Annotated in this window: 20 protein-coding genes and 2 pseudogenes; 20 read left to right on the forward strand and 2 right to left on the reverse strand. The window is 28.0% G+C overall.

Annotation, left to right across the window (positions count from 1 at the left end):
* Positions 1 to 91 precede the first annotated feature (91 nt).
* The 5 genes from hemN (at position 92) to ACYQ1U_RS00330 (ending at position 3,499) form a co-directional block, all read left to right on the forward strand.
* The gene (gene hemN / locus ACYQ1U_RS00310) at positions 92 to 1,453 is read left to right on the forward strand and encodes an oxygen-independent coproporphyrinogen III oxidase (RefSeq protein ID WP_459883170.1); all 1,362 of its coding nucleotides are present in this window, start codon (positions 92 to 94) and stop codon (positions 1,451 to 1,453) included.
* Positions 1,453 to 1,764, forward strand: coding sequence for a divalent-cation tolerance protein CutA (cutA, locus tag ACYQ1U_RS00315; protein WP_459883171.1), 312 nt, complete (start codon positions 1,453 to 1,455; stop codon positions 1,762 to 1,764). Before hemN ends, cutA begins: the two co-directional genes overlap by 1 nt.
* The gene (locus ACYQ1U_RS00320) at positions 1,761 to 2,453 is read left to right on the forward strand and encodes a hypothetical protein (protein ID WP_459883173.1); all 693 of its coding nucleotides are present in this window, start codon (positions 1,761 to 1,763) and stop codon (positions 2,451 to 2,453) included. Before cutA ends, ACYQ1U_RS00320 begins: the two co-directional genes overlap by 4 nt.
* Positions 2,454 to 2,507: 54 nt before the next feature.
* Positions 2,508 to 3,065 (forward strand): DJ-1 family glyoxalase III, encoded by a 558-nt coding sequence (locus tag ACYQ1U_RS00325; protein WP_459883175.1) that lies wholly within the window; start codon positions 2,508 to 2,510, stop codon positions 3,063 to 3,065.
* Positions 3,066 to 3,196: 131 nt separating this feature from the next.
* Complete coding sequence (locus ACYQ1U_RS00330; protein ID WP_459883177.1) at positions 3,197 to 3,499, forward strand: hypothetical protein; 303 nt, start codon at positions 3,197 to 3,199, stop codon at positions 3,497 to 3,499.
* A gap of 65 nt (positions 3,500 to 3,564) precedes the next feature.
* On the opposite strand, the gene hypA is transcribed toward ACYQ1U_RS00330, so the two are convergent.
* Positions 3,565 to 3,915, reverse strand: coding sequence for a hydrogenase maturation nickel metallochaperone HypA (gene hypA / locus ACYQ1U_RS00335; RefSeq protein WP_459883179.1), 351 nt, complete (start codon positions 3,913 to 3,915; stop codon positions 3,565 to 3,567).
* A gap of 82 nt (positions 3,916 to 3,997) precedes the next feature.
* Between hypA and ACYQ1U_RS00340 the strand changes: the two genes are divergently transcribed.
* The 13 genes and pseudogenes from ACYQ1U_RS00340 to hypF all read left to right on the forward strand — a co-directional run bounded on the left by ACYQ1U_RS00340 (position 3,998) and on the right by hypF (position 18,041).
* Positions 3,998 to 4,549, forward strand: a complete 552-nt coding sequence (locus ACYQ1U_RS00340; RefSeq protein WP_459886334.1) for a TetR/AcrR family transcriptional regulator — start codon at positions 3,998 to 4,000, stop codon at positions 4,547 to 4,549.
* Complete coding sequence (locus tag ACYQ1U_RS00345) at positions 4,518 to 5,393, forward strand: NADH-quinone oxidoreductase subunit B family protein (RefSeq protein ID WP_459883181.1); 876 nt, start codon at positions 4,518 to 4,520, stop codon at positions 5,391 to 5,393. Before ACYQ1U_RS00340 ends, ACYQ1U_RS00345 begins: the two co-directional genes overlap by 32 nt.
* On the forward strand, positions 5,383 to 6,537 hold the full coding sequence (locus tag ACYQ1U_RS00350) for a nickel-dependent hydrogenase large subunit (RefSeq protein ID WP_459883183.1): 1,155 nt from the start codon (positions 5,383 to 5,385) through the stop codon (positions 6,535 to 6,537). The genes ACYQ1U_RS00345 and ACYQ1U_RS00350 overlap by 11 nt, the downstream gene beginning before the upstream one ends.
* Before the next feature lie 266 nt (positions 6,538 to 6,803).
* The gene (locus ACYQ1U_RS00355) at positions 6,804 to 7,163 is read left to right on the forward strand and encodes a rhodanese-like domain-containing protein (protein ID WP_459883185.1); all 360 of its coding nucleotides are present in this window, start codon (positions 6,804 to 6,806) and stop codon (positions 7,161 to 7,163) included.
* Between the two features lie 101 nt (positions 7,164 to 7,264).
* A complete protein-coding gene (locus tag ACYQ1U_RS00360; protein ID WP_459883187.1) occupies positions 7,265 to 7,996 on the forward strand; it encodes a sulfite exporter TauE/SafE family protein in 732 nt (243 codons plus the stop codon).
* A 228-nt stretch (positions 7,997 to 8,224) separates the two neighbouring features.
* Positions 8,225 to 9,358 carry a hydrogenase small subunit gene (locus ACYQ1U_RS00365; RefSeq protein ID WP_459883189.1) on the forward strand — a complete coding sequence of 378 codons (1,134 nt, stop codon included), beginning with the start codon at positions 8,225 to 8,227 and terminating at the stop codon, positions 9,356 to 9,358.
* A gap of 3 nt (positions 9,359 to 9,361) precedes the next feature.
* A complete protein-coding gene (locus ACYQ1U_RS00370) occupies positions 9,362 to 11,098 on the forward strand; it encodes a nickel-dependent hydrogenase large subunit (protein WP_459883191.1) in 1,737 nt (578 codons plus the stop codon).
* A 10-nt stretch (positions 11,099 to 11,108) separates the two neighbouring features.
* Positions 11,109 to 11,804, forward strand: a complete 696-nt coding sequence (cybH, locus tag ACYQ1U_RS00375; RefSeq protein ID WP_459883193.1) for a Ni/Fe-hydrogenase, b-type cytochrome subunit — start codon at positions 11,109 to 11,111, stop codon at positions 11,802 to 11,804.
* 97 nt (positions 11,805 to 11,901) lie between these two features.
* Positions 11,902 to 12,480, forward strand: coding sequence for a HyaD/HybD family hydrogenase maturation endopeptidase (locus ACYQ1U_RS00380; protein WP_459883195.1), 579 nt, complete (start codon positions 11,902 to 11,904; stop codon positions 12,478 to 12,480).
* Positions 12,481 to 12,598: 118 nt separating this feature from the next.
* Positions 12,599 to 14,320 carry a hypothetical protein gene (locus ACYQ1U_RS00385; RefSeq protein ID WP_459883196.1) on the forward strand — a complete coding sequence of 574 codons (1,722 nt, stop codon included), beginning with the start codon at positions 12,599 to 12,601 and terminating at the stop codon, positions 14,318 to 14,320.
* 129 nt (positions 14,321 to 14,449) lie between these two features.
* Entirely contained in the window at positions 14,450 to 15,316 is an 867-nt protein-coding gene (locus tag ACYQ1U_RS00390) for a DNA adenine methylase (RefSeq protein ID WP_459883197.1), read from the forward strand.
* A 122-nt stretch (positions 15,317 to 15,438) separates the two neighbouring features.
* Positions 15,439 to 15,855, forward strand: a pseudogene (locus tag ACYQ1U_RS00395) (DNA methyltransferase); the annotation flags it as partial.
* An 8-nt stretch (positions 15,856 to 15,863) separates the two neighbouring features.
* Complete coding sequence (gene hypF / locus ACYQ1U_RS00400; protein WP_459883198.1) at positions 15,864 to 18,041, forward strand: carbamoyltransferase HypF; 2,178 nt, start codon at positions 15,864 to 15,866, stop codon at positions 18,039 to 18,041.
* Here the strand turns inward: hypF and ACYQ1U_RS00405 are convergent.
* Entirely contained in the window at positions 18,033 to 18,644 is a 612-nt protein-coding gene (locus ACYQ1U_RS00405) for a hypothetical protein (protein ID WP_459883199.1), read from the reverse strand. The two genes, hypF and ACYQ1U_RS00405, sit on opposite strands and share 9 nt — an antisense overlap.
* 271 nt (positions 18,645 to 18,915) lie before the next feature.
* Between ACYQ1U_RS00405 and ACYQ1U_RS00410 the strand changes: the two are divergent.
* A pseudogene (locus ACYQ1U_RS00410) lies at positions 18,916 to 19,008 on the forward strand (IS982 family transposase); the annotation flags it as partial.
* A gap of 339 nt (positions 19,009 to 19,347) precedes the next feature.
* Positions 19,348 to 19,557, forward strand: a complete 210-nt coding sequence (locus tag ACYQ1U_RS00415; RefSeq protein ID WP_459883201.1) for an ATP-binding cassette domain-containing protein — start codon at positions 19,348 to 19,350, stop codon at positions 19,555 to 19,557.
* Positions 19,558 to 19,602 lie beyond the last annotated feature (45 nt).

Raw genomic sequence — 19,602 nt, forward strand, 5'->3', positions numbered from 1 at the left:
AAATAAATTAAAAGTGAAAAATAAAAAATATTAATATGGATTACAAAGAGTATAAGCAATTACAGCAATTTATTTAGTTTAAAGGTAGAGAATGGAAAAAATAGATTTTAAAAAATTATCAAAATTTTCAAGACATGCGCCAAGATATACTTCTTATCCAACGGCAGTGGAATTTAAAGATTTAGAAGAAAAAGATATTATCCCTTTTTTGCAAAATTCAAACAAACCTCTTAGTCTCTATTTTCATCTTCCTTTTTGTAAGAGCGCTTGTTATTTTTGTGGATGTAATGTTGTTTATACTTCTAAGACTGATAAAAGAAAAAGATATATTGACTATTTAAAGAAAGAACTAAACCTTTGGGAAAAATATCTTGATACTAGTAGAATGGTAAGACAACTCCATTTTGGAGGAGGTACTCCGACATTTTTTGAACCATATGAGCTTGAAGAAATTTATGAATTAATATATTCATATTTTAAAAATTTTGAAAAAGATGCTGAGATAAGTGTAGAGATAGACCCGAGATTTTTTAGTGAAGCTCATATGGATGTAATGAAAAAATATGGTGTAAATAGAATTAGCTTTGGGGTTCAAGATTTTAATGAAGAGACACAAAAAGCAGTTAATAGAATTCAAAGTTTTGAACTGACAAAAAATGCGGTTGATATAGCAAGAAATGCTGGAATAGAATCAATAAATATAGATTTAATATATGGGTTGCCTTATCAATCTTTTGAAACTTTCAAAGAAACTCTTGAATTAGTAAAAGAGTTAAACCCAGATAGGCTAGCTGTCTTTAATTATGCTCATGTGCCATGGCTTAAAAAAGGCATGAGAAAAATCGATGAAACTACTCTTCCAAGTCCGGAAGAGAAACTAAAAATTTTTAAATATGTAATAGACTTTTTTGAAAATAATGGATATAAAATGGTAGGTATGGATCATTTCGCAAAACCTGATGATGAACTGTTTAAGGCTATAGAAAAAGGAGAGCTTCACAGAAATTTTCAAGGATATACCACAAAAGGTGGGGCTGATTTAATAGGATTTGGATTAACTTCTATTAGTGAGACAGAGAGAGCATATTTTCAAAATTATAAAGATTTAAAAAGTTATGAAAAAGCTATTGATGATGGAAAACTTCCTGTATTTAGGGGTGTTATTTTAAATGATGAAGATATTATTCGCAAGTATGTAATTATGGAAATGATGGCAAACTTTAGTTTTGATATTGATAGATTTGAAAAAACTTTTGGAATTGATTTTAAAGAAAAATTCAAAGATGAACTTAAAGAAATCGAAGAATTTATAGAAGAAGAGCTTGTAGAAATAACTGAGGATAAAATAAAAGTTAATAAAACAGGAAGTTTACTTATTAGAAATATTGTTTTACCATTTGATGAGTATTTTAAAAAAATGGCAAATCAAAAAGTATTTTCAAAGAGTATATAATGATGGTTGTTTTATCTACTGCTAAAAATAAAAATGAAGCTAAAAAAATTGCGAAAATTTTGGTAGAAGAAAAATTAGCTGCTTGTGTAAATATAATTGATAATATCACATCTATTTATTATTGGAATGAGGTTTGTGAAGATAACGAGACTTTACTTATTATTAAAACTACAAAAGAGAAAATAAATTTATTAGAAAATAAAATAAAATCTATTCATTCATATGAAGTACCAGAAATAGTTTATTTTGAGGCTGATGCAGAAAATAATTATTTGGATTGGCTTAAAAGTTATTTAAAGGATAAAAAATGATTATTTCAATAGGAAACTTGCCTCTAACAGATATTAATGCCGATGTTTTTATGCATCCTGTTAAATATAATGATTCAATTACATATGAGCCAATGGCAGAAGAAGCCGTAATAGCATTAATTGCTAAATATTTTACATATGATAAAGTGCCTGAAGCAATAAAAAACTATTTTGATGAGATGGATGATGGATATTTGTTTAGTGAGAGTAATTTTGATGAGTTTGACTTAGAAAAGTTAAAATTAGGAGAAATTATTGTAGGGAGAGATTTAATTTTACATCCAAAAAAAGAGAATATTATTAAATTTCTGATGATATTGAGAGACTTTGGAGGTTTTAAAATAAGAGGAGTTAAGTTAGAATACTATTTTGATCCAAGTGATCCAGAACTTTTAGAAATTGTTGAAAGTGAAAGAAGTTTTGAATATAGTTTAGAAGAGATTGATGAACTTACTAGTTTTGATGGAAGTGTAGTTTATGCTTGTGATGATTTGAATGTTGTGAAAGAGAATGAGATTTTGTGCTCTGATCAATTTTTAATAGCAAATAAGATAAAGTCTTTAAAAGTAAAAGTAGATGGAGAGATAAAAGATGTTAGAAAGGTTTCAGGTCTTAAGGGGACTTTTGGGGTAATTTATAAAAAAGTAAATACTTATCCGTTTTTAAGAGTAAAAATTGAAAATATTTAATATTGAAAAAGCAAACTAATAATTTTGGTATAATTAATTAAAAAAGGAGGATAAATGGCGGTAAATGTATGTGTGCCATTAGCAAATGGATTTGAAGAAATTGAAGCTATGAGTTTAATCGATGTAATGAGAAGAGGTGGATTAAATGTAATAGTAGCTGGAGTTGGTGGAGATGTGATTTTCGGGGCTCATAATATTAGAGTTATTCCTGATACAAAAATAGAGCTTGTAAATGCAGATGATCTTGATTTAGTAGTTCTTCCAGGGGGACTTCCAGGAGCAATAAATCTAGCAAATGATGAGCACGTACAAAATTTGCTTAAAGAGATGGATGCTAAAGGCAAATATGTAGGTGCAATTTGTGCAGCGCCTTTTGCTTTGGAAAAAGCAGGAGTTCTTAAAGATAAATACACTGCATATCCTGGATGGGAAGGAAATATAAGAGAAGAAGGCTATGTAAGTGATGCAAAAGTGGTTGAAGATAAAAATGTATTAACTTCTAAAGGTCCTGGAACTGCAATTTGTTTTGGACTTGAAATTGTTAGAAAATTTGCAGGAGATGAGGTATATAAACAATTAAAAGCTGGATTATTAGCAGATTTTTGTGAGTAGAGGTTGGTAGAGGTTAGTAGGGGTTGTAAAGGTTAGTAAGGGTTATGCATATACAACCTCTAAAACTTCTAATACCTCTACAACCTCTATAACCTATAGTACCTATAATACTTGTTTCACAAGGAGGGGAAATGAGAGGAGTTGAAGCATTAGAATATTTTCTTGAAACTTGGCATGGGAAAGTGAATAAATTTGGAGAAACAGAAGAATTTGAAGCAATGATTGAATATGCTTTTGGTAGTAAAAAAAAAGTTGTGAATACAAAAGTTGTAATTGAAAAGTATTATGATAAAAAAATTAAATTTGAAAATTTAGCTTTTGAAGATCTAAAGACTTGTTTTTTACCTGAAGATGTCGAGTTTGATCCACATACAGGGAATTTATATATAAATAGGAGTCTTTACAAAATAAAAATAGCTCCTATCATTTATTAAGTTGGTATATTGGTATATTTGTATATTGGGAAAATATTATGTTATCCAATAAGCAATCAACCAATCTAATCTGGTGTTTCTAGTTCCAAACTCATTAAGTACATATCTTCACCATCTATTATTTCTATATTTACACTTCCGCAATTTGGACATAAATATTCATCTTTATTTAATGTGTCTTCTTTATTACAATCTTTACATTTTATAACTACAGGTTGAATTCTCATAATAAAGTCAGCATGTTCACACATTGTACCTTCTTTAAAGGTATCAAATGCCGTTTTTAAAAGTTCTGGTTCAACTCCACTAAGTATTCCTATTTTTATTTCTATCTTTGTAACTTTGTTTGCGCCATTTTTTATTGCGTGTTCCTCGGCAAGTTTAAGTAAAGAATCTACTATTGAATATTCATGCATCTGTAACCTTTTTTTTAAAATTATATTATAATAATGTAAAAAAAGGATAGATGTGAGCAAAGAAGAAAAAAAGATTCAGATCATGAAAACAGCACTTAATCTTTTTGCAAAACAAGGTTTTTTTAATACAACAATAGCAGATATTGCAAAAGAAATGGGAATGAGTGTTGGTAATATGTATAATTACTTTCCAAGTAAAGAGTCACTTGCAAAAGAACTTTTAATATATACTTCTAAAAAATTTGGGGACGAGATTAGAAAAATTAATGAAATGAATATTTCTAGTCGTGAAAAAATTAAAAGAATAGTTGAATTATATTTTAACATTGCAGAAGAAGAACCAGAACTAGTAGATTATTTTATGAGAGTATATCTTTCAAACAGGGAAATTTTTAATAATGGATGTGAAGGAATGCTATGCGTTAGTGCATTTGTGACTGAAATAATGATATTTTTTGAAGAAGGAGTTAGAAAAAAAGAACTTAAAAACCAAGATTTTTTTGCAGCATTTGGTCTTTTTATGGGGTATATAGGAGGTTTAGCATTTTTAAACAAAGAAAAAATATTAGGAAAGCCTTTAAAAGACTATATAGACCAAATAAGTGAGAATATATACAATGCACTCAAAGCCTAAAATAATATGGATAGATGCAGTTGGCTGTAATGGATGTAGCCATTCATTTTTTAATTATTCTTTAGATTTGTTTTTTGATGAGTTTTCTCTTCTTTATCATCCAATTTTAGATACTGATGAATTTGAAGTTAAAGAATGTGATATTTTAATAATTGAGGGAGCTTTAAGAGATAATTTTGTTAGACTTGTATTTGAATTAAACTCTTTGATAACTGAACTTTTTTGTAAATCAAAAAAAGTAATAGCACTTGGTACATGTGCAGTGTTTGGAGGTATATTTGGAGAAGGAGTATTATTTAATAAAGAAAAAAAAGGCATGTTTTATAAATATAAAGACAAAGTAATAAATATTCCAGGCTGTCCAATTCATCCAGAGTGGCTAGCATATGTTTTGAATATGTTAAAAGAAAATAAAGAAATTAGATTAGATGAATTTAATAGACCAATTGAAATTTTTGCATTTACTTCACATTCAGGATGCAGTAGAAACGAATATTTTGAATGGAAAATAGATGCGGAGCACTTTGGAACAAAAGAAGGGTGTTTATTTTATATTCAAGGTTGTCAAGGACCATTTACTCATAGTAATTGTAATAGGGTATTATGGAATGAAGTTAATTCAAAGACTCGTGCGGGGACGCCTTGTTTTGGTTGTACTGAGCAAAACTTTCCAAAAGAGGAGTTATTTAAAACAGAAACTTTTATGGGTATACCTGCAAATATACCTTTAGGAGTTTCTAAAAGAGCATACTTAACGCTTAGTGGTATTGCAAAAAGTCTAAACAATGAAAGGCTTAATAAAAAAATAATAAATTGTAAGGAAGATTTTAAAAGTGAAAATTAAAATAGTTAACAAAATTGAAGGAGAAGCTACTTTAAAAATATATGAAAAAGAAAATATTATTGATTTTGTAGAGATTGAGTTCTGGCAATATAGAGGAATAGAAAGCTATCTTGTAGGTCGCCACTATATGGACTCTTTAGTAATAAACCCTAGAATTTGTGGAATTTGTGGACACTCTCATTTATTTGCTACTGCTAGGGCAATTGAGAATGCATTTGGCATAAATCCTACAAATAAAGCGAAGATATTAAGGGATATAACAGTTGGACTTGAGATAATGCAAAATCATATTAAATGGTTTTATATAACTCTTTTTCCAACTCAAATAAAAAATAAATTTTTTACTTTAAAAGCTTTAAAGGTAGTTTCATATATTGCAAAGATAATTGCATTAATTTCAGGACAATATCCTCATAATTCTTACATAATTCCTGGTGGAGTAACTTGTGATCTTACTAATATTGAGATATTAAAAATAAAAGATATGCTTAAAACACTAAAAGAAATAGTAAATAAAGAGATAATAGACAAAGAAGGAAATTCTAAAGATTTAAAAATTTTTTTTGAGAATATTCCAAAAGAGGTTGGTAAAAGTTTAAATAGATTTTTAGTACTTGGTGAGAATTTATATTTTAAAAATAGTGGTGATATAGGTTTAGTTAAAGAAGAGAAAAGCTCCTCTTTTGGTAAAAATGTCTTATATAATGGAGAATTTGTAGAGGTAGGACCTCTTGCAAGGAATTTAAATAATCCTTTAATAAAAAAATCTTATGAAAAATATAGAGATTCTATTTTTACTAGAGTTTTTGCAAGAGTTTATGAAATTAATATAATGATTAATTATTTATTGAAAATTATAGAGGATATTGATATATGTGAGCCTTCATTTGTAAATTATAAACCAAAAGATTCTAAAGGAATTGTTGCAATAGAAGCTCCAAGAGGAAGTTTGATTCACGAAATAGAAGTAGAGAATGAAAAGATTAAAGAATACAATATTATAGTTCCAACTCAGTTTAATCTTTCAAATGGTACAAAAAAAAATCCATCTCCTGCTCAAAAAGCTTTAATTAATGAGAGAAAAGATTTTATAAATTCAATATTTAAATGTTTTGATATTTGTGCAGTATGTGTTAGTCATTAATTGTAAAAAATGGTTGATTGGTATTATTTAGATTTTTTATAGGCACTGACTAAATACACTCAAAAAGAGTGCAAATTTTTTAACGCTTCGCAAAAGCTAAAAAATGCAGACAGCTACGCTGCCCTGCGGGTTTGGTTCACTTTTTTTAACACTTTTGCTTCGCTAAAATTTGCAATTGTTTTGCTTTATTTAGTCAGTGACTTTTTATATTTTTTTGAACCTATGTTCATTTTATGATACAATCCTAGCAAAAAAAGGTCAAGTAAATGTTTATCAAAGAAGTTACTCCTTCTAATATGAAAAATCTAAAAGTCTCTATTGAAGAGTTTATTAATCTTTATAATGAAGGTAAGTGTGAGTTAGTTGATGTTAGAGAAGAGTTTGAAATAAAAGTCTGGGCTCTTGGATTTGGAAAAAGAATTGCTGCAAAAGATTTGCCAGAAAACTTAGAAAAGTTACCAAAAAATAAAATAATTGTTACTGCATGTCCTGGAAATGCTAGGGCAATTGCTTCTGCAATGTATTTAAGAAGTGAAGGTTTTGATGCAAGGTTTTTAGATGGTGGATTATTAAAATTATTAGAATATTTAAAAGGTGGAAAAGCAAAATTAATCGATATTGGTTAATTGGTGTATTGGTGTATTGGTTATTGGTAAATTAATTGATTCCAATTAACCAATAATCAATTAACTAATATGTCAGTTTACAAATTAACAAAGGTTAATAAATGTTTTATGTTGAAGTTTTTTTTATAACACTACTTCTTTCTACATTTTTTGCAATGGGAGGAGTTGGAAGTGCTGTAGCACTTGTTCCTATATTACATTTTTTAGGAATAGGATTTAACCTTTCAAAATCAATAGGAGTTTTTGTAAATACAACTACTACAATTACTGCAACAATAATGAATATAAAAAGAAAAACTCTTGATGTAAAATTTGCACTTCCTCTAGCAGTTACTCTTGCACTTTTTGCTCCAATTGGAGCATATTTATCAAAGTTTATACCTGAAATTTATGTTAAAGGTCTTTTTTTTATGTTTTTAATATTTTCAGGTAGTATGCTATTATTTGGCAAAAAAGAGCAGAAGTTTCATTATGATAAAACTTGGATACTTATAGTATTAGGTATGTGTGTTGGTATTATAAGTGGACTTCTTGGGATAGGAGGTGGTTCGCTTCTTATGCCAATTTTAATAATCTTGAGATTTTCTCCTAAAAAACTTGCTGTTGCTATGAGTTTTGTTATTCCATTTTCTACTTTTACTGCATTTTTGACTTATTTGAGTATTGTAAAAATAGATTGGAATTTGTTATTTGTTGTAGCTTTAGCAGCAATGCTTGGTGGATTTATTGGAAATTATATTATGCACTTTCATTTGAATCAAAGTCACATAAAAAAAATTATAGGTGTTATGCTTTATTTAATAGCTATAAAAATGCTTTTTTCATTTTTTTAATAATTTTTTCTTTTAGCATTATTTGTAAAATTTATGTAAAATCTAGCTATAACGAGTTTTATGTTTTTAAATACTTCTTATTAACTATCTATAATAAAAAGTTATATCAATAAAAAAATAAAAATGTCTATAAAGTGCCTAAATTATTAAATTTGTATTAAAAAATATTGAAAACAAAAAATTATTTAATTATAATTCATATTGAGCAAAAAAAATGGGAGGCAGGCTATGAATGATGTTTTAATAACACAAATGAAAAATAGAATTGAATCTTTAAAAAAACTTCCTGGAATTGGTTCTAAATCAATCAAAGAAGTTTTAGAAGAAAATGGATTTACAAGAAGAGATTTTTTAAAATGGTCAGCCGCACTTGCTGCAACACTTGGACTTCCAGCTTCATTTGCACCAGTAGTTGCAGAAGCAGCAGAAGTTAGTGATAGACTTCCAGTTGTTTGGTTACATCTTGCTGAATGTACAGGGTGTAGTGAAAGTTTACTAAGAACTGATACTCCAACTATTGATGATTTAATTTTTAATTATATCAATCTTCAGTATCATGATACTATTATGGCTGCAGCTGGATGGCAAGCAGAAGAAAACTATGAAGAAGCACTTGAAAAATTTGATGGTAGATTTATTTTATGTGTTGAAGGTGGTGTTCCTACTAAAGATGATGGTGAATATCTCACAATTGGACCACATGCTGAAACAGGACTTGAAAAATTAAAAAGAACAGCTAATAAAGCAAAGGCTATTATTGCGGTAGGAACTTGTAGTGCATTTGGTGGGGTTCAAGCAGCATATCCAAATCCAACAGGAACAGTTGGAATTCATAAAGTACTTAATAAACCTGTAATTAATGTGCCAGGATGTCCTCCAAGTGCAAAAAATATTGTAGGTACTATTGTTTATGTAATTTTATTTGGTCAACTTCCAGCAGTTGATAATTTCAATAGACCTAAATGGGCGTATGGTCTTAGAATTCATGACTTATGTGAAAGAAGAGGTCACTTTGATGCAGGTGAGTTTGTAGAACAATTTGGTGATAATGGTGCTGAAAATGGATTTTGTTTATATAAAGTGGGGTGTAAAGGACCTTATACATTTAATAACTGTAGTAGAGAAAGATTTAATCAACATACATCTTGGCCAATTCAGGCAGGGCATGGATGTATAGGTTGTAGTGAGCCTGATTTTTGGGATGCAATGGCACCATATGAAGAACCACTTGCAGATCATAAGTTTATGAGTGTGAATGCTGACGAAACAGCAGATAAAGTAGGAATTACAATCTTAACAGTAGCTGGTGTTGCAATAGCAGCTCACGCAGCACTAAGTGCAATCAAAAATCCTAAGGAGTAATCTATGAGTAAAAGAATAGTAATTGACCCAATTACAAGAATTGAGGGACATTTAAGAGTTGAGGTTGTTATTGATGAAAATAATGTAATTAAAGATGCTTATTCAAGTTCAACTTTATGGAGAGGTATTGAAGTAATTGTTAAAGGTAGAGACCCAAGAGACGCTGGATTTATTACAGGAAGAATTTGTGGGGTATGTACATATTCTCACTATAAAGCAGGTATTGTAGCAGTAGAAGATGCTCTTGGGATCGAACCTCCTTTAAATGCAAAATTAGTAAGAACTCTTCTTGATTATGCACTGTTTTATCATGATCATATAGTTCATTTTTATCAACTTCATGCACTTGATTGGGTGGATATTTTCAGTGCCTTAAAAGCTGACCCACTTAAAGCTAGTGAAGAAGCATTTAAATATGTTCCAAAAGGATACAATCCAATAGCAACTGGAGTTGATGAACTTAAAGAAGTTCAAAAAAGAATATCTAAATTTGCAGAAAAAGGTGACCTTGGACCATTTAAAAACGCATATTTTGGTCATAAAACAATGAGATTTACGCCAGAACAAAACTTAATAGCATTATCACATTATTTACGTAACCTTGAAATTCAAAGAATTGCAGCTCAAATGATGGCAATTTTTGGTGGTAAAAACCCACATCCACAAAGTTTAACAGTAGGTGGTGTTACTTGTATTATGGATTTACAAGACCCAGCTAGACTTGCTGAATATTTAACAAAATTCCAACAACTTGCTGATTGGGCAAATAGAGCTTACTATGCTGATATTGTTATGGCTGCTGAAGCATATAGAAACGAACCAAGTGTTGTTCAAAAAAATAATCTTGGAAACTATATAACATATAGAACTATGCAAACAGGTGCAAAAGATTATTTATTCGATGCTTGTGGTTATATTAAAGATTTTGACCTTGGTAAATTCTATGAAATTGACGAGAGCAAAATTGAAGAAGACGTAACTCACTCTTGGTATAAAGATACTGGATTTAGACATCCATATGATGGAGACACTACTCCAGAATATACAGGATATATTGATGGTGAAAGTATTGATGGGCAAGGTAATTTAGTTCATACAAAAGTAGCAAATCCAAAAGGTAAATACTCTTGGATTAAATCGCCTAGATATAATAAAGAACCATATGAAGTAGGACCTCTTGCATGTATAGCTGTTAACTATGCTAAAGGAAATAATAAAGTTAGAAAAGTAGTGGATGAGTTCTTATCACAAACTAATCTTCCAGCAGAAGCACTATTTACAACTTTAGGAAGAACTGCTGCTAGAATGCTACAAACTAAAGTAATTGCAGATTATGGAATTGAAACATTTAATAATCTTGTAGAAAACTTAAAAGTAGATCAAACTACTGTTACACCTTATATAATTGATAAAAATAAAGAATATAAAGGTAGATTTATTGGTGATGTTCCAAGAGGAATGCTAAGTCACTGGTGTAGAATTAAAGATGGAAAAATTGAAAATTGGCAAGCTGTAGTTCCATCTACTTGGAATGCAGGACCTGTTGATGGTAACGGTAAAAAAGGTGCTTATGAAATTAACCTTATTGGTATGAAGTTAGAAGATCCTTCAAAACCTCTTGAGGTAATTAGAAATATTCATAGTTATGACCCATGTATTGCATGTGCTGTTCATGTAATGGATGTTAAAGGTAAAAAACTTGGTGAATTCAAAGTAGATCCACTTTATGGTGCATGCTAAGGAGGCACAAATGAAATTTTTAAAAGTAATGGGAAATTACCTTGGCGGAATTGAGTTTTCTGCCGGGTACAGATGGCAACACTGGATAAGAGCAATTTCAATTTTTGCTCTTATAGCAACAGGGTTTTATTTAGCAGATCCTTTTATTACTTATCAAAATGTAAGTCCAGAACCGACTAGATTTTTGCATGCTCAAATTCGTGAGTGGCATATTATTTTTGGTTTTGCAATGATAGGTGCAGTACTTTATAAAACAGTTTATTTTTTCTTTTTTAGAGAGGCAAAATTTGAGAGAGAATCAATTAAAGATGCTTTTAATATAAAAATTGCTATTCAACAAGTAATGTATTATATGTTAATAGCAAAACATCCTCACACAAAAGGTGTATATAATCCGCTCCAATTTTGGGCGTATGCAATGCTTTATGTGTTTTTTTATGGAATTATAATTACTGGAATTGCTCTTTATGCTGAAGTTTATCATAATGGGCTAGGTGGATTTTTTTATCCATTTGCAAAATATATTGAAACTTTATTTGGTGGACTTTCATATGTTAGACTATGGCATCATATATTTATGTGGGCAATTATAGTTGTAGTATTTGTGCACATTTATATGGCTGTGTATAACGCAGTATTTGGTAAAAGTGGTGGTATGGATGCAATATTCTCTGGAATGAAATGGGAGAAAGAAGACCATCACTAATTTTCATCCTTTTTTCCCCTCTAGGGGATATATAAAAAATTGAGAATGGAGAATTGAGGACTAATTTTGCATTCTCAATTTTTAAAAAAGGTAATTTATGAAGATATTAGTTTTAGGGATAGGTAATATACTATTTGGAGATGAAGGAATAGGAGTACATTTAGCGAATTTTATTGATGAGAAGTACGAATTTAAAGGCCCTCATCAAGTAGATATTATAGATGGAGGTACTCTTGCACAAAGGCTAATACCTATAATTACTGAATATGATAAAGTATTTATTTTTGATTGTGTTGATGTAGATGAAGCTAATATTGGAGATGTGTATTTTTTTGATTTTAGAGATGTACCAGAGTGTGTAACTTGGCAAGGAAGTGCTCACGAAGTTGAGATGCTTCAAACTCTTCAAATGATTGAGATGATGGGAGATTTACCTGAGACTAAAATAATAGGTGTTGTGCCATATGTAATTGGTGAAAATACTACTTTTAGTATAACTGATGAAGTTTGTAAAGCCGCTAAACTGATGGAAAAAATATTAATTACTGAGCTTAAAAAATTAGGAGTTGAACCTTTAATAAAAAATGAAAATGTTAAATTAACTGAAATTGCAAAAGATTCATATAAAAGAGGAGTTCCGACAGAGAGCCTAAGAGGATATGAAAGCGAAAAGTGAAAAATTAAAAATGAAAAATAAAATATAAAATATAAACTTTTCACCTAGACACACACTGTGTATGTCGGGCAAGAGATTTTACATTTTTAACTTATTTTAATTAAAAGAAGGGATTAGAATGATATTAAAATTTATTTTTGAAACTCCATCAACTCAAGGAATAATAGAAAAAATATGTATAAGAGTTGCAAAAAAACTTAATATTAAATTAGGTCTTAGTAGAGATTTAGAAAATATTTATGCTTATGTTGAGGGAAGCGAAGAAGAACTTGATAATTTTTCAAGAGAATTAGCAAATGAGCTTCCTTTGTCCATTTTTTTAAAGTCACTTAATGCAGAAGTAACTCAAGATTTTAAAGATGATTTAAATAGAGTTTTTCCTAAAATTTCTCTTCCTCCGTGTCCAAAATGTTTAAGGGAAGTAAAAGATCCTAATAGTGAGCATTTTTATAATATTTTTCATCATTGTGAGGTATGTGGGTATAATGTAAGTAACCAAGTTCCAAGTTCCAAGTTCCAAGATGTATTTAAAAATTTGGCAAAAAAATTAAAAGAAGTTGGAAAAATTTCTATTCAGACTATGAATGGAGCGTATGAAATTAGTCCTAATTTAGAAAATGCTGAGATTATTGTAGCAAGAGATTTAGCAAGTGTTGCTAAATATTTTTTTGCATTTGAGGGTGATGCAAAAGCTCTTGCTAGTATTGAAAAGCCTATAGTTAAACTAAAAACAAATCTTGAGTTTAAAAAAACTTATGGGTTATCTCTTCCAGCAGTTGATGTAAAACTTCCTGACTGTATGGTATTAGAGCTTTTATTTGAAAATATTGATATAGAGCTCTTAGGACTTAATGCTACTAATAATCCTCAAGAATTAAAATTTGATGTTGAAATTCAAGAAATTCCAAGGGCTGTTGTAACTGATTCAGTACAAAAAGATATATTGCTTTATTCTGGTGATAGGGGAATAATCCCTAAATTTGAAAAATATATAAAAGAAGGTCTTGTTGCCAAATATAAAGATTATGTAGCATATAGTGACAATGAAAAAACTATATTAGAATTAAAAAAAGTAAAAGAAGCAAAATCTGCAAAACCTGCATTTGCTGGTTTTTATGGAGTTTTAACCGAGTGGGAGCTTGAAAATAAAACAATTTTCGGTTTTTGTTTTTATAAAAAAGAGACAAGCAAAATTTTTATTAACTCACCAAAGTTTGGTCTTGTTGAATATATTGACTTCAAATTTTATTTTAGTGATTTTAAGGAGATTTTTGCACTGATAGCAGCTATGAATGATACTGGTAAAAAGTTAATTGAAAATTTTTCAAAAAAAGAATCTCAGCTTTTTGAAAATGCGTTAAATGCAGATATAAGTGCTGATAAAAAAGGAATTTATTATTTATGGGGATTAATTGGAATAGTTCTTGGGTTTGGTAAAAATATTGACGAGGCTGCTAATAAACTTTTAAAATATGCAAATTTAGCTTTAACTAAAAAAGGTCCAAGAATAGATTACAAATTAGAAGGTAATAATTTAAATCCACTGTGGGCAATAAGAACAGCTATGAGCTTTCATTTGGCAGGAGTTGATAATTATCTTTTAAGTTACGGAGTGGTTGAAAGTTTTGCAGAATTTTTAAGTAATACTTATGATGAAGTTAATAAAGATACACCACTTGACGGGGCAGTAATAGTAGGTGACCTATTCGATGGGGAGTTTTTAAATAAAATTTATAGTTATATTAGTAAAAACTATCCAGTTTTTACTCCAAGAGCTTTACCTATTAGCGGTGCAATTGAAGCATTTGGAAGTTTAGTAATTAATTCGAAAGTAAATTAATTTTTTTAGCTTAATATATTGTTAATGTTACTAAGGTATACTTTTAATGCAGAAAGCTTTTTCATTTTTTCTCCTTTTTTATTTTTTCTCCCTTTTTATTTTTGTAAAATTTCATAAAAAAGAGATTATATGGAATGTAATAATAAATTAGTTAATCCTTTTGTAAAATGGGCAGGTGGCAAAAGAGGATTAATTTCTCAAATATTACCTTATATTCCTAAAAAATTTAATAATTATTTTGAACCTTTTGTAGGTGGTGGAGCAGTTTTTTTTGCTTTGTATAATTTAGGTTTATTGAAGAATAAAAAAGTATATTTATTTGATAAAAATGAAGAATTAATAAATGCATACATTGTTATAAAAAATAATCCTAAAGAATTAATTGAAATTTTAAAAGAGTTTAAAAGAAAACATTCAAAAGAATTTTATTATGAGGTTAGAGAATTAGATATAAAAGAAGATTATTTTAATTTATCTCCTATTAAAAAAGCTGCACGATTTATATATTTGAATAAAACTTGTTTTAATGGACTTTATAGAGTAAATAAAAAAGGTTTTTTTAATGTTCCAATAGGAAGATATAAAAATCCAAATATTGTAGATGAAGAAAATATTTTAAATGTATCAAAAGCTTTAAGAAATGTAGAAATTAAATATTGTGATTTTAGTGAAGTTTTAAATTTTGTTAGTAAAGAAGATTTTGTATATTTTGACCCTCCATATTATCCTTTAAATAATACATCAAATTTTACATCATATACTGATAGTGATTTTTTAGAAGAAGAACAAATTAGACTATTTAAACTTTTTAAAAAGTTAAGCGAAAAAGAAATTTATGTTATAGAAAGTAATTCAGATACGGAGTTTATTAAAAACTTGTATAGAGAGTATGATATAATTAAGATTAAAGCAAATAGGTTTATAAATTCAAATAAAGATAAAAGAGGAAAAATTGATGAATTATTAATTCTTAATTTTAAAAAAGGATTTAGATGAACTATACTAAATTTTTGATTCAACATAATATTCACCCTGAGAATTCATTTGAATTTTTGTATAAACATTTTTTACCAACATTAGCTACTTATGATTATTTAGTAGATTGGAATAAACTTTTTGTTAAAGATACAAGAGGTTTATCATTTTTGGAAAATGAGAGTATAGATTTTATTTTAACGCATCCTCCTTATGCAAATATTATAAAATATTCAAATGATATAAAAGATGATTTGTCCCATATAAAAGATTTGGAAGAGTTTTGCGATGAAATGGAAAAAATTGCTAAAGAATTTTATAGGGTATTAAAAAAAAGTAAATATTGTGCAATTTTAATAGGTGATACAAGAAGAAATAAAATGTACCAACCATTGGCTTTTATGGTCATGCAAAGATTTTTAAAAGTAGGATTTAAGTTAAAAGAAGATATAATAAAACATCAGTATAATTGTAAAGCAACTGGATTTTGGGTAAAAAAATCAAAAGAATATAATTTTTTACTAATAATGCACGAACAAATATTTATTTTTCAAAAATAAGGTATAGAATGCGTATTAAATATACAATAAATGGGATTGTCCAAGGTGTTGGATTTAGACCTACTGTATATAAGATTGCTAAAAATTTAGGATTAAAAGGTTTTGTTTTAAATAGTAGCGATGGAGTTATTATTGAAATAGAAGGAGTTAATAAAGATAGATTTATCAAAACTTTAAAAGAAAACTTACCACCTCTTGCAAAAATAGATACAATAAAAAAAGAAATTTTACCTCCTAAAAATTATAAAACTTTTGAGATAGCTTATTCAAAAGATACTATTAAAACAACTTCAATTTCACCTGATATTGCAGTATGTGAAGATTGCCTTAAGGAAATGTTTGATAAAAGCAATAGAAGATATCTATATCCTTTTATAAATTGTACAAACTGTGGTCCTAGATATACAATAATTGAAAATATTCCTTATGATAGACAAAATACTTCAATGAAAAAATTTAAAATGTGTGAAAATTGTAAAAAAGAGTATACAAATCCTCTTGATAGAAGATTTCATGCAGAGCCTATAAGTTGTTTTGAATGTGGACCGAAATTAATAATCAAGTCACCTAGTTCTAAGTTCCAAGTTCCAAATAATTTAAGTGAAATTGATAAAGTTAAATTTATAGCTGACAAGATAAAAGAAGGAAAAATTGTAGCAATAAAAGGACTTGGAGGATTTCATCTTGTGTGTGATGCTACAAATCCTGAAGCAGTAAGTGAGCTTAGAATTAGAAAAAATAGACCACTTAAGCCTTTTGCAATGATGTTTAAGGATATTGAGGAAATTAAAAAATATTGTGAAATTAATAAAAACGATGAAAAACTTATTCTCTCAAAAGAAAAGCCAATTGTTTTAGTTAAAAAGAGAAAAAAATTAAAGGGAATAGCTGATAATACTGATAGATATGGTGTTTTTTTGCCATATACTCCAGTGCATTATTTATTATTTGAGTTTTTAGATACTCCAATAGTAGCGACAAGTGCAAATATATCTGATGAACCAATTATTAGAGATAGTGAAGAACTTATCAAAAAACTTGGAAATATTGTGGATTTTGTTCTTGATAATGATAGAGATATTGTAAATGCTTGTGATGATAGTGTAGTTCAGGTAGTAGGAGATAAGTATATAACTATGAGGTGCGCTAGAGGGTATGCTCCTTATATGAGTAGCCAAGTTCCAAGTTCCAAGTTCCAAGTAAGAAATATATTGGCGGTAGGTGCAAATCAAAAAAATACAATAAGTTTAGCATTTAAAGATAAAGTAATATTGTCTCCTCATATTGGAGATTTAGGTACACTTGAAAGCTTAGAATATTTTGAAAGGACTATTGATACTTTTAGAAGACTTTATGAATTCAAAGAAGATGTAATAATTTGTGATAAACACCCATATTATGAATCGACAAAATGGGCGTTAAAACAAGAAAAAAAAGTTATTCAAATTCAGCACCATTACGCTCATGTACTTAGTACTATGTTTGAATTTAATTTAGATGGGGATTTTTTAGCTTTTGCTTTTGATGGTACTGGATATGGAGATGATGGAGCTATATGGGGTGGAGAAGTTTTTATTGCGAATAGAAGTGAATATAAAAGAATTCATCATTTTAGATATTTTAAATTAATTGGAGGAGAAAAAGCTATTAAAAATCCAGCAAATATGGCAGTAAGTTTAATTGATGAAAATCTCTCTAAAAATTATTCAAATGAAAAAATAGCTAAAACTCTTAAAAATGCTTCTTTTCCTATAACTAGTTCGCTTGGTAGAATATTTGATATGGTGGCTTTTTTATCTGGAATGATAGAAAAAAATGATTATGAAGGATTAAGCGGTCTAATAATAGAGAAATTTTATAACCAAGATATTAAAGATTACATAGAATTAGAGGTAAATAAAGAAATTGATTTTCTGCCATTATTAAATTTTGCAGCTAAAAACAGAGGTGATTTTGAAAAAGTTGCAAGTGTCTTTTTAAATTCAATTGTAAAAGTAATTGAAAAAATCTCAAAAGAGATAGATTTACCAATAATTTTAAGTGGTGGAGTATTTCAAAATAAAACACTTTTAAGTTTAATTTTAAAAAATATTAATAAAAAAATATACTTTAATCAGAAAATTCCAATAAATGATGGGGGCATTAGTCTTGGCCAAGTTGCTTGGGGGATTTGGAATCTAAAATAAATCTTTTACTTCTATTTTATATCCATTAAATCTAAATTCAGCTTCTTTTAAATAATAAAAAAACTCATCGTCACTTACTCCTTTAAATTTTTTAATAAATTCTTCAAAAAACTGCCAAAATTTTTTTATATTAGTTTTTTTATAAATTTTAATTATTTTACTTTGTCTAAACATTGATTTTATTTCTTCAGGTGTTAAAGTATCATAATTTTTCATTTTACTGAGCATCAAGTTATAAATTTTACCCCCATAATCTATGGTTAAGAAATTTTGAGCTTTATAAATTGAATTTGTATCTCTTTTTAAGGACATTGGGATATATAAATATTCTTCAAATTCAATTACTCTATTTTTTAAAAATTCTTCTTCACATATATTTGCTATAATTTTTCTTATATGTTTTATTTCTTTTACAATCGTAGCATAAGAAATATTGTATTTTTTTGAAATTCCTGCAGGAGTTAATGAATCAAGAAAACCTTTTAGAATTTTAGCTTTTCTATCAATTTTTTTAGGAGAAAATTTTCTTTTGCATTTTGCACATTTATAATTTCCATCTTTTAATTTGTATAAGATGTAATGATTGCAATATAAACAACTCATTTTTTACTCCTTTTAGTTCTGAAATTATATAAGAAAATATAAAATTTAAGTAAATATTAAGATTTTATGTAATAATTTTATTGACCATTTTAAAAAATCTTTTTTCTTAATTTTAAGTTAATGTTAATGAGTTATTATTCATTAATAACCTTTTAGAAAACCTCTTCTTCTTTTTTTTACATTTGACACCTAACTATTTTTTACTGCATATTCTAAAGCTACTTCAATGAAAATTTAAATTTATTATAAATTTAAGATTTAGTCAGTGCCATATTTTCCAAATATAGTTTCATATAATAGATTTGTAGAATTGATGCAACAGGTAATGTTTTATTTTTATTTAATACCAATTCCAATATGCTTGTATGTTTTTAAAAAATTCAAAATCCCTTAATTTTGCGATATTTATCCATTTTCCATTGTCCATTTTCCATTTTCAATTGGTATAAATCCCTGTTTCTTTACCTTTATTTGCTTATAGCAATTCTAATATAGTCATAGTTTTTAAATAGAAGTATATGCTTTAATTGGTTGTATTTGATTAACTAAATTTTATTATACTGAAGTGTCTAAACATCTTGGAATTGGTATTATTATATCAAAGTTCTTAGATATTTTGAATTTGGTATTATTAATAAGCCTTCTGTAAAAATTACTTGATGGCTTAAATCGAACTCATGTTAAATTAAAATCTACTTATGAGTTGAGTGGAGGAGAACTTCAAAAAGTAGCAATTGCTAGAGCACTTGTTCAAGATAGTGAGGTGATTTTGTTGGATGAACAGACTAATAATCTTGATTTGAAAAATCAAATTGAAATTCTAAAATTAATTAAATCATTAAATAAAATAACAGTTATGGTAATTCACGATATAAATTTAGCATTAAATATTGTGATAAATTTATTTTTTTAAAAAATGGTAAAATAGAGTATGAAGGTGATAAAAGTATTATTACGA

The sequence above is a fragment of the Caminibacter profundus genome (assembly GCF_054657155.1).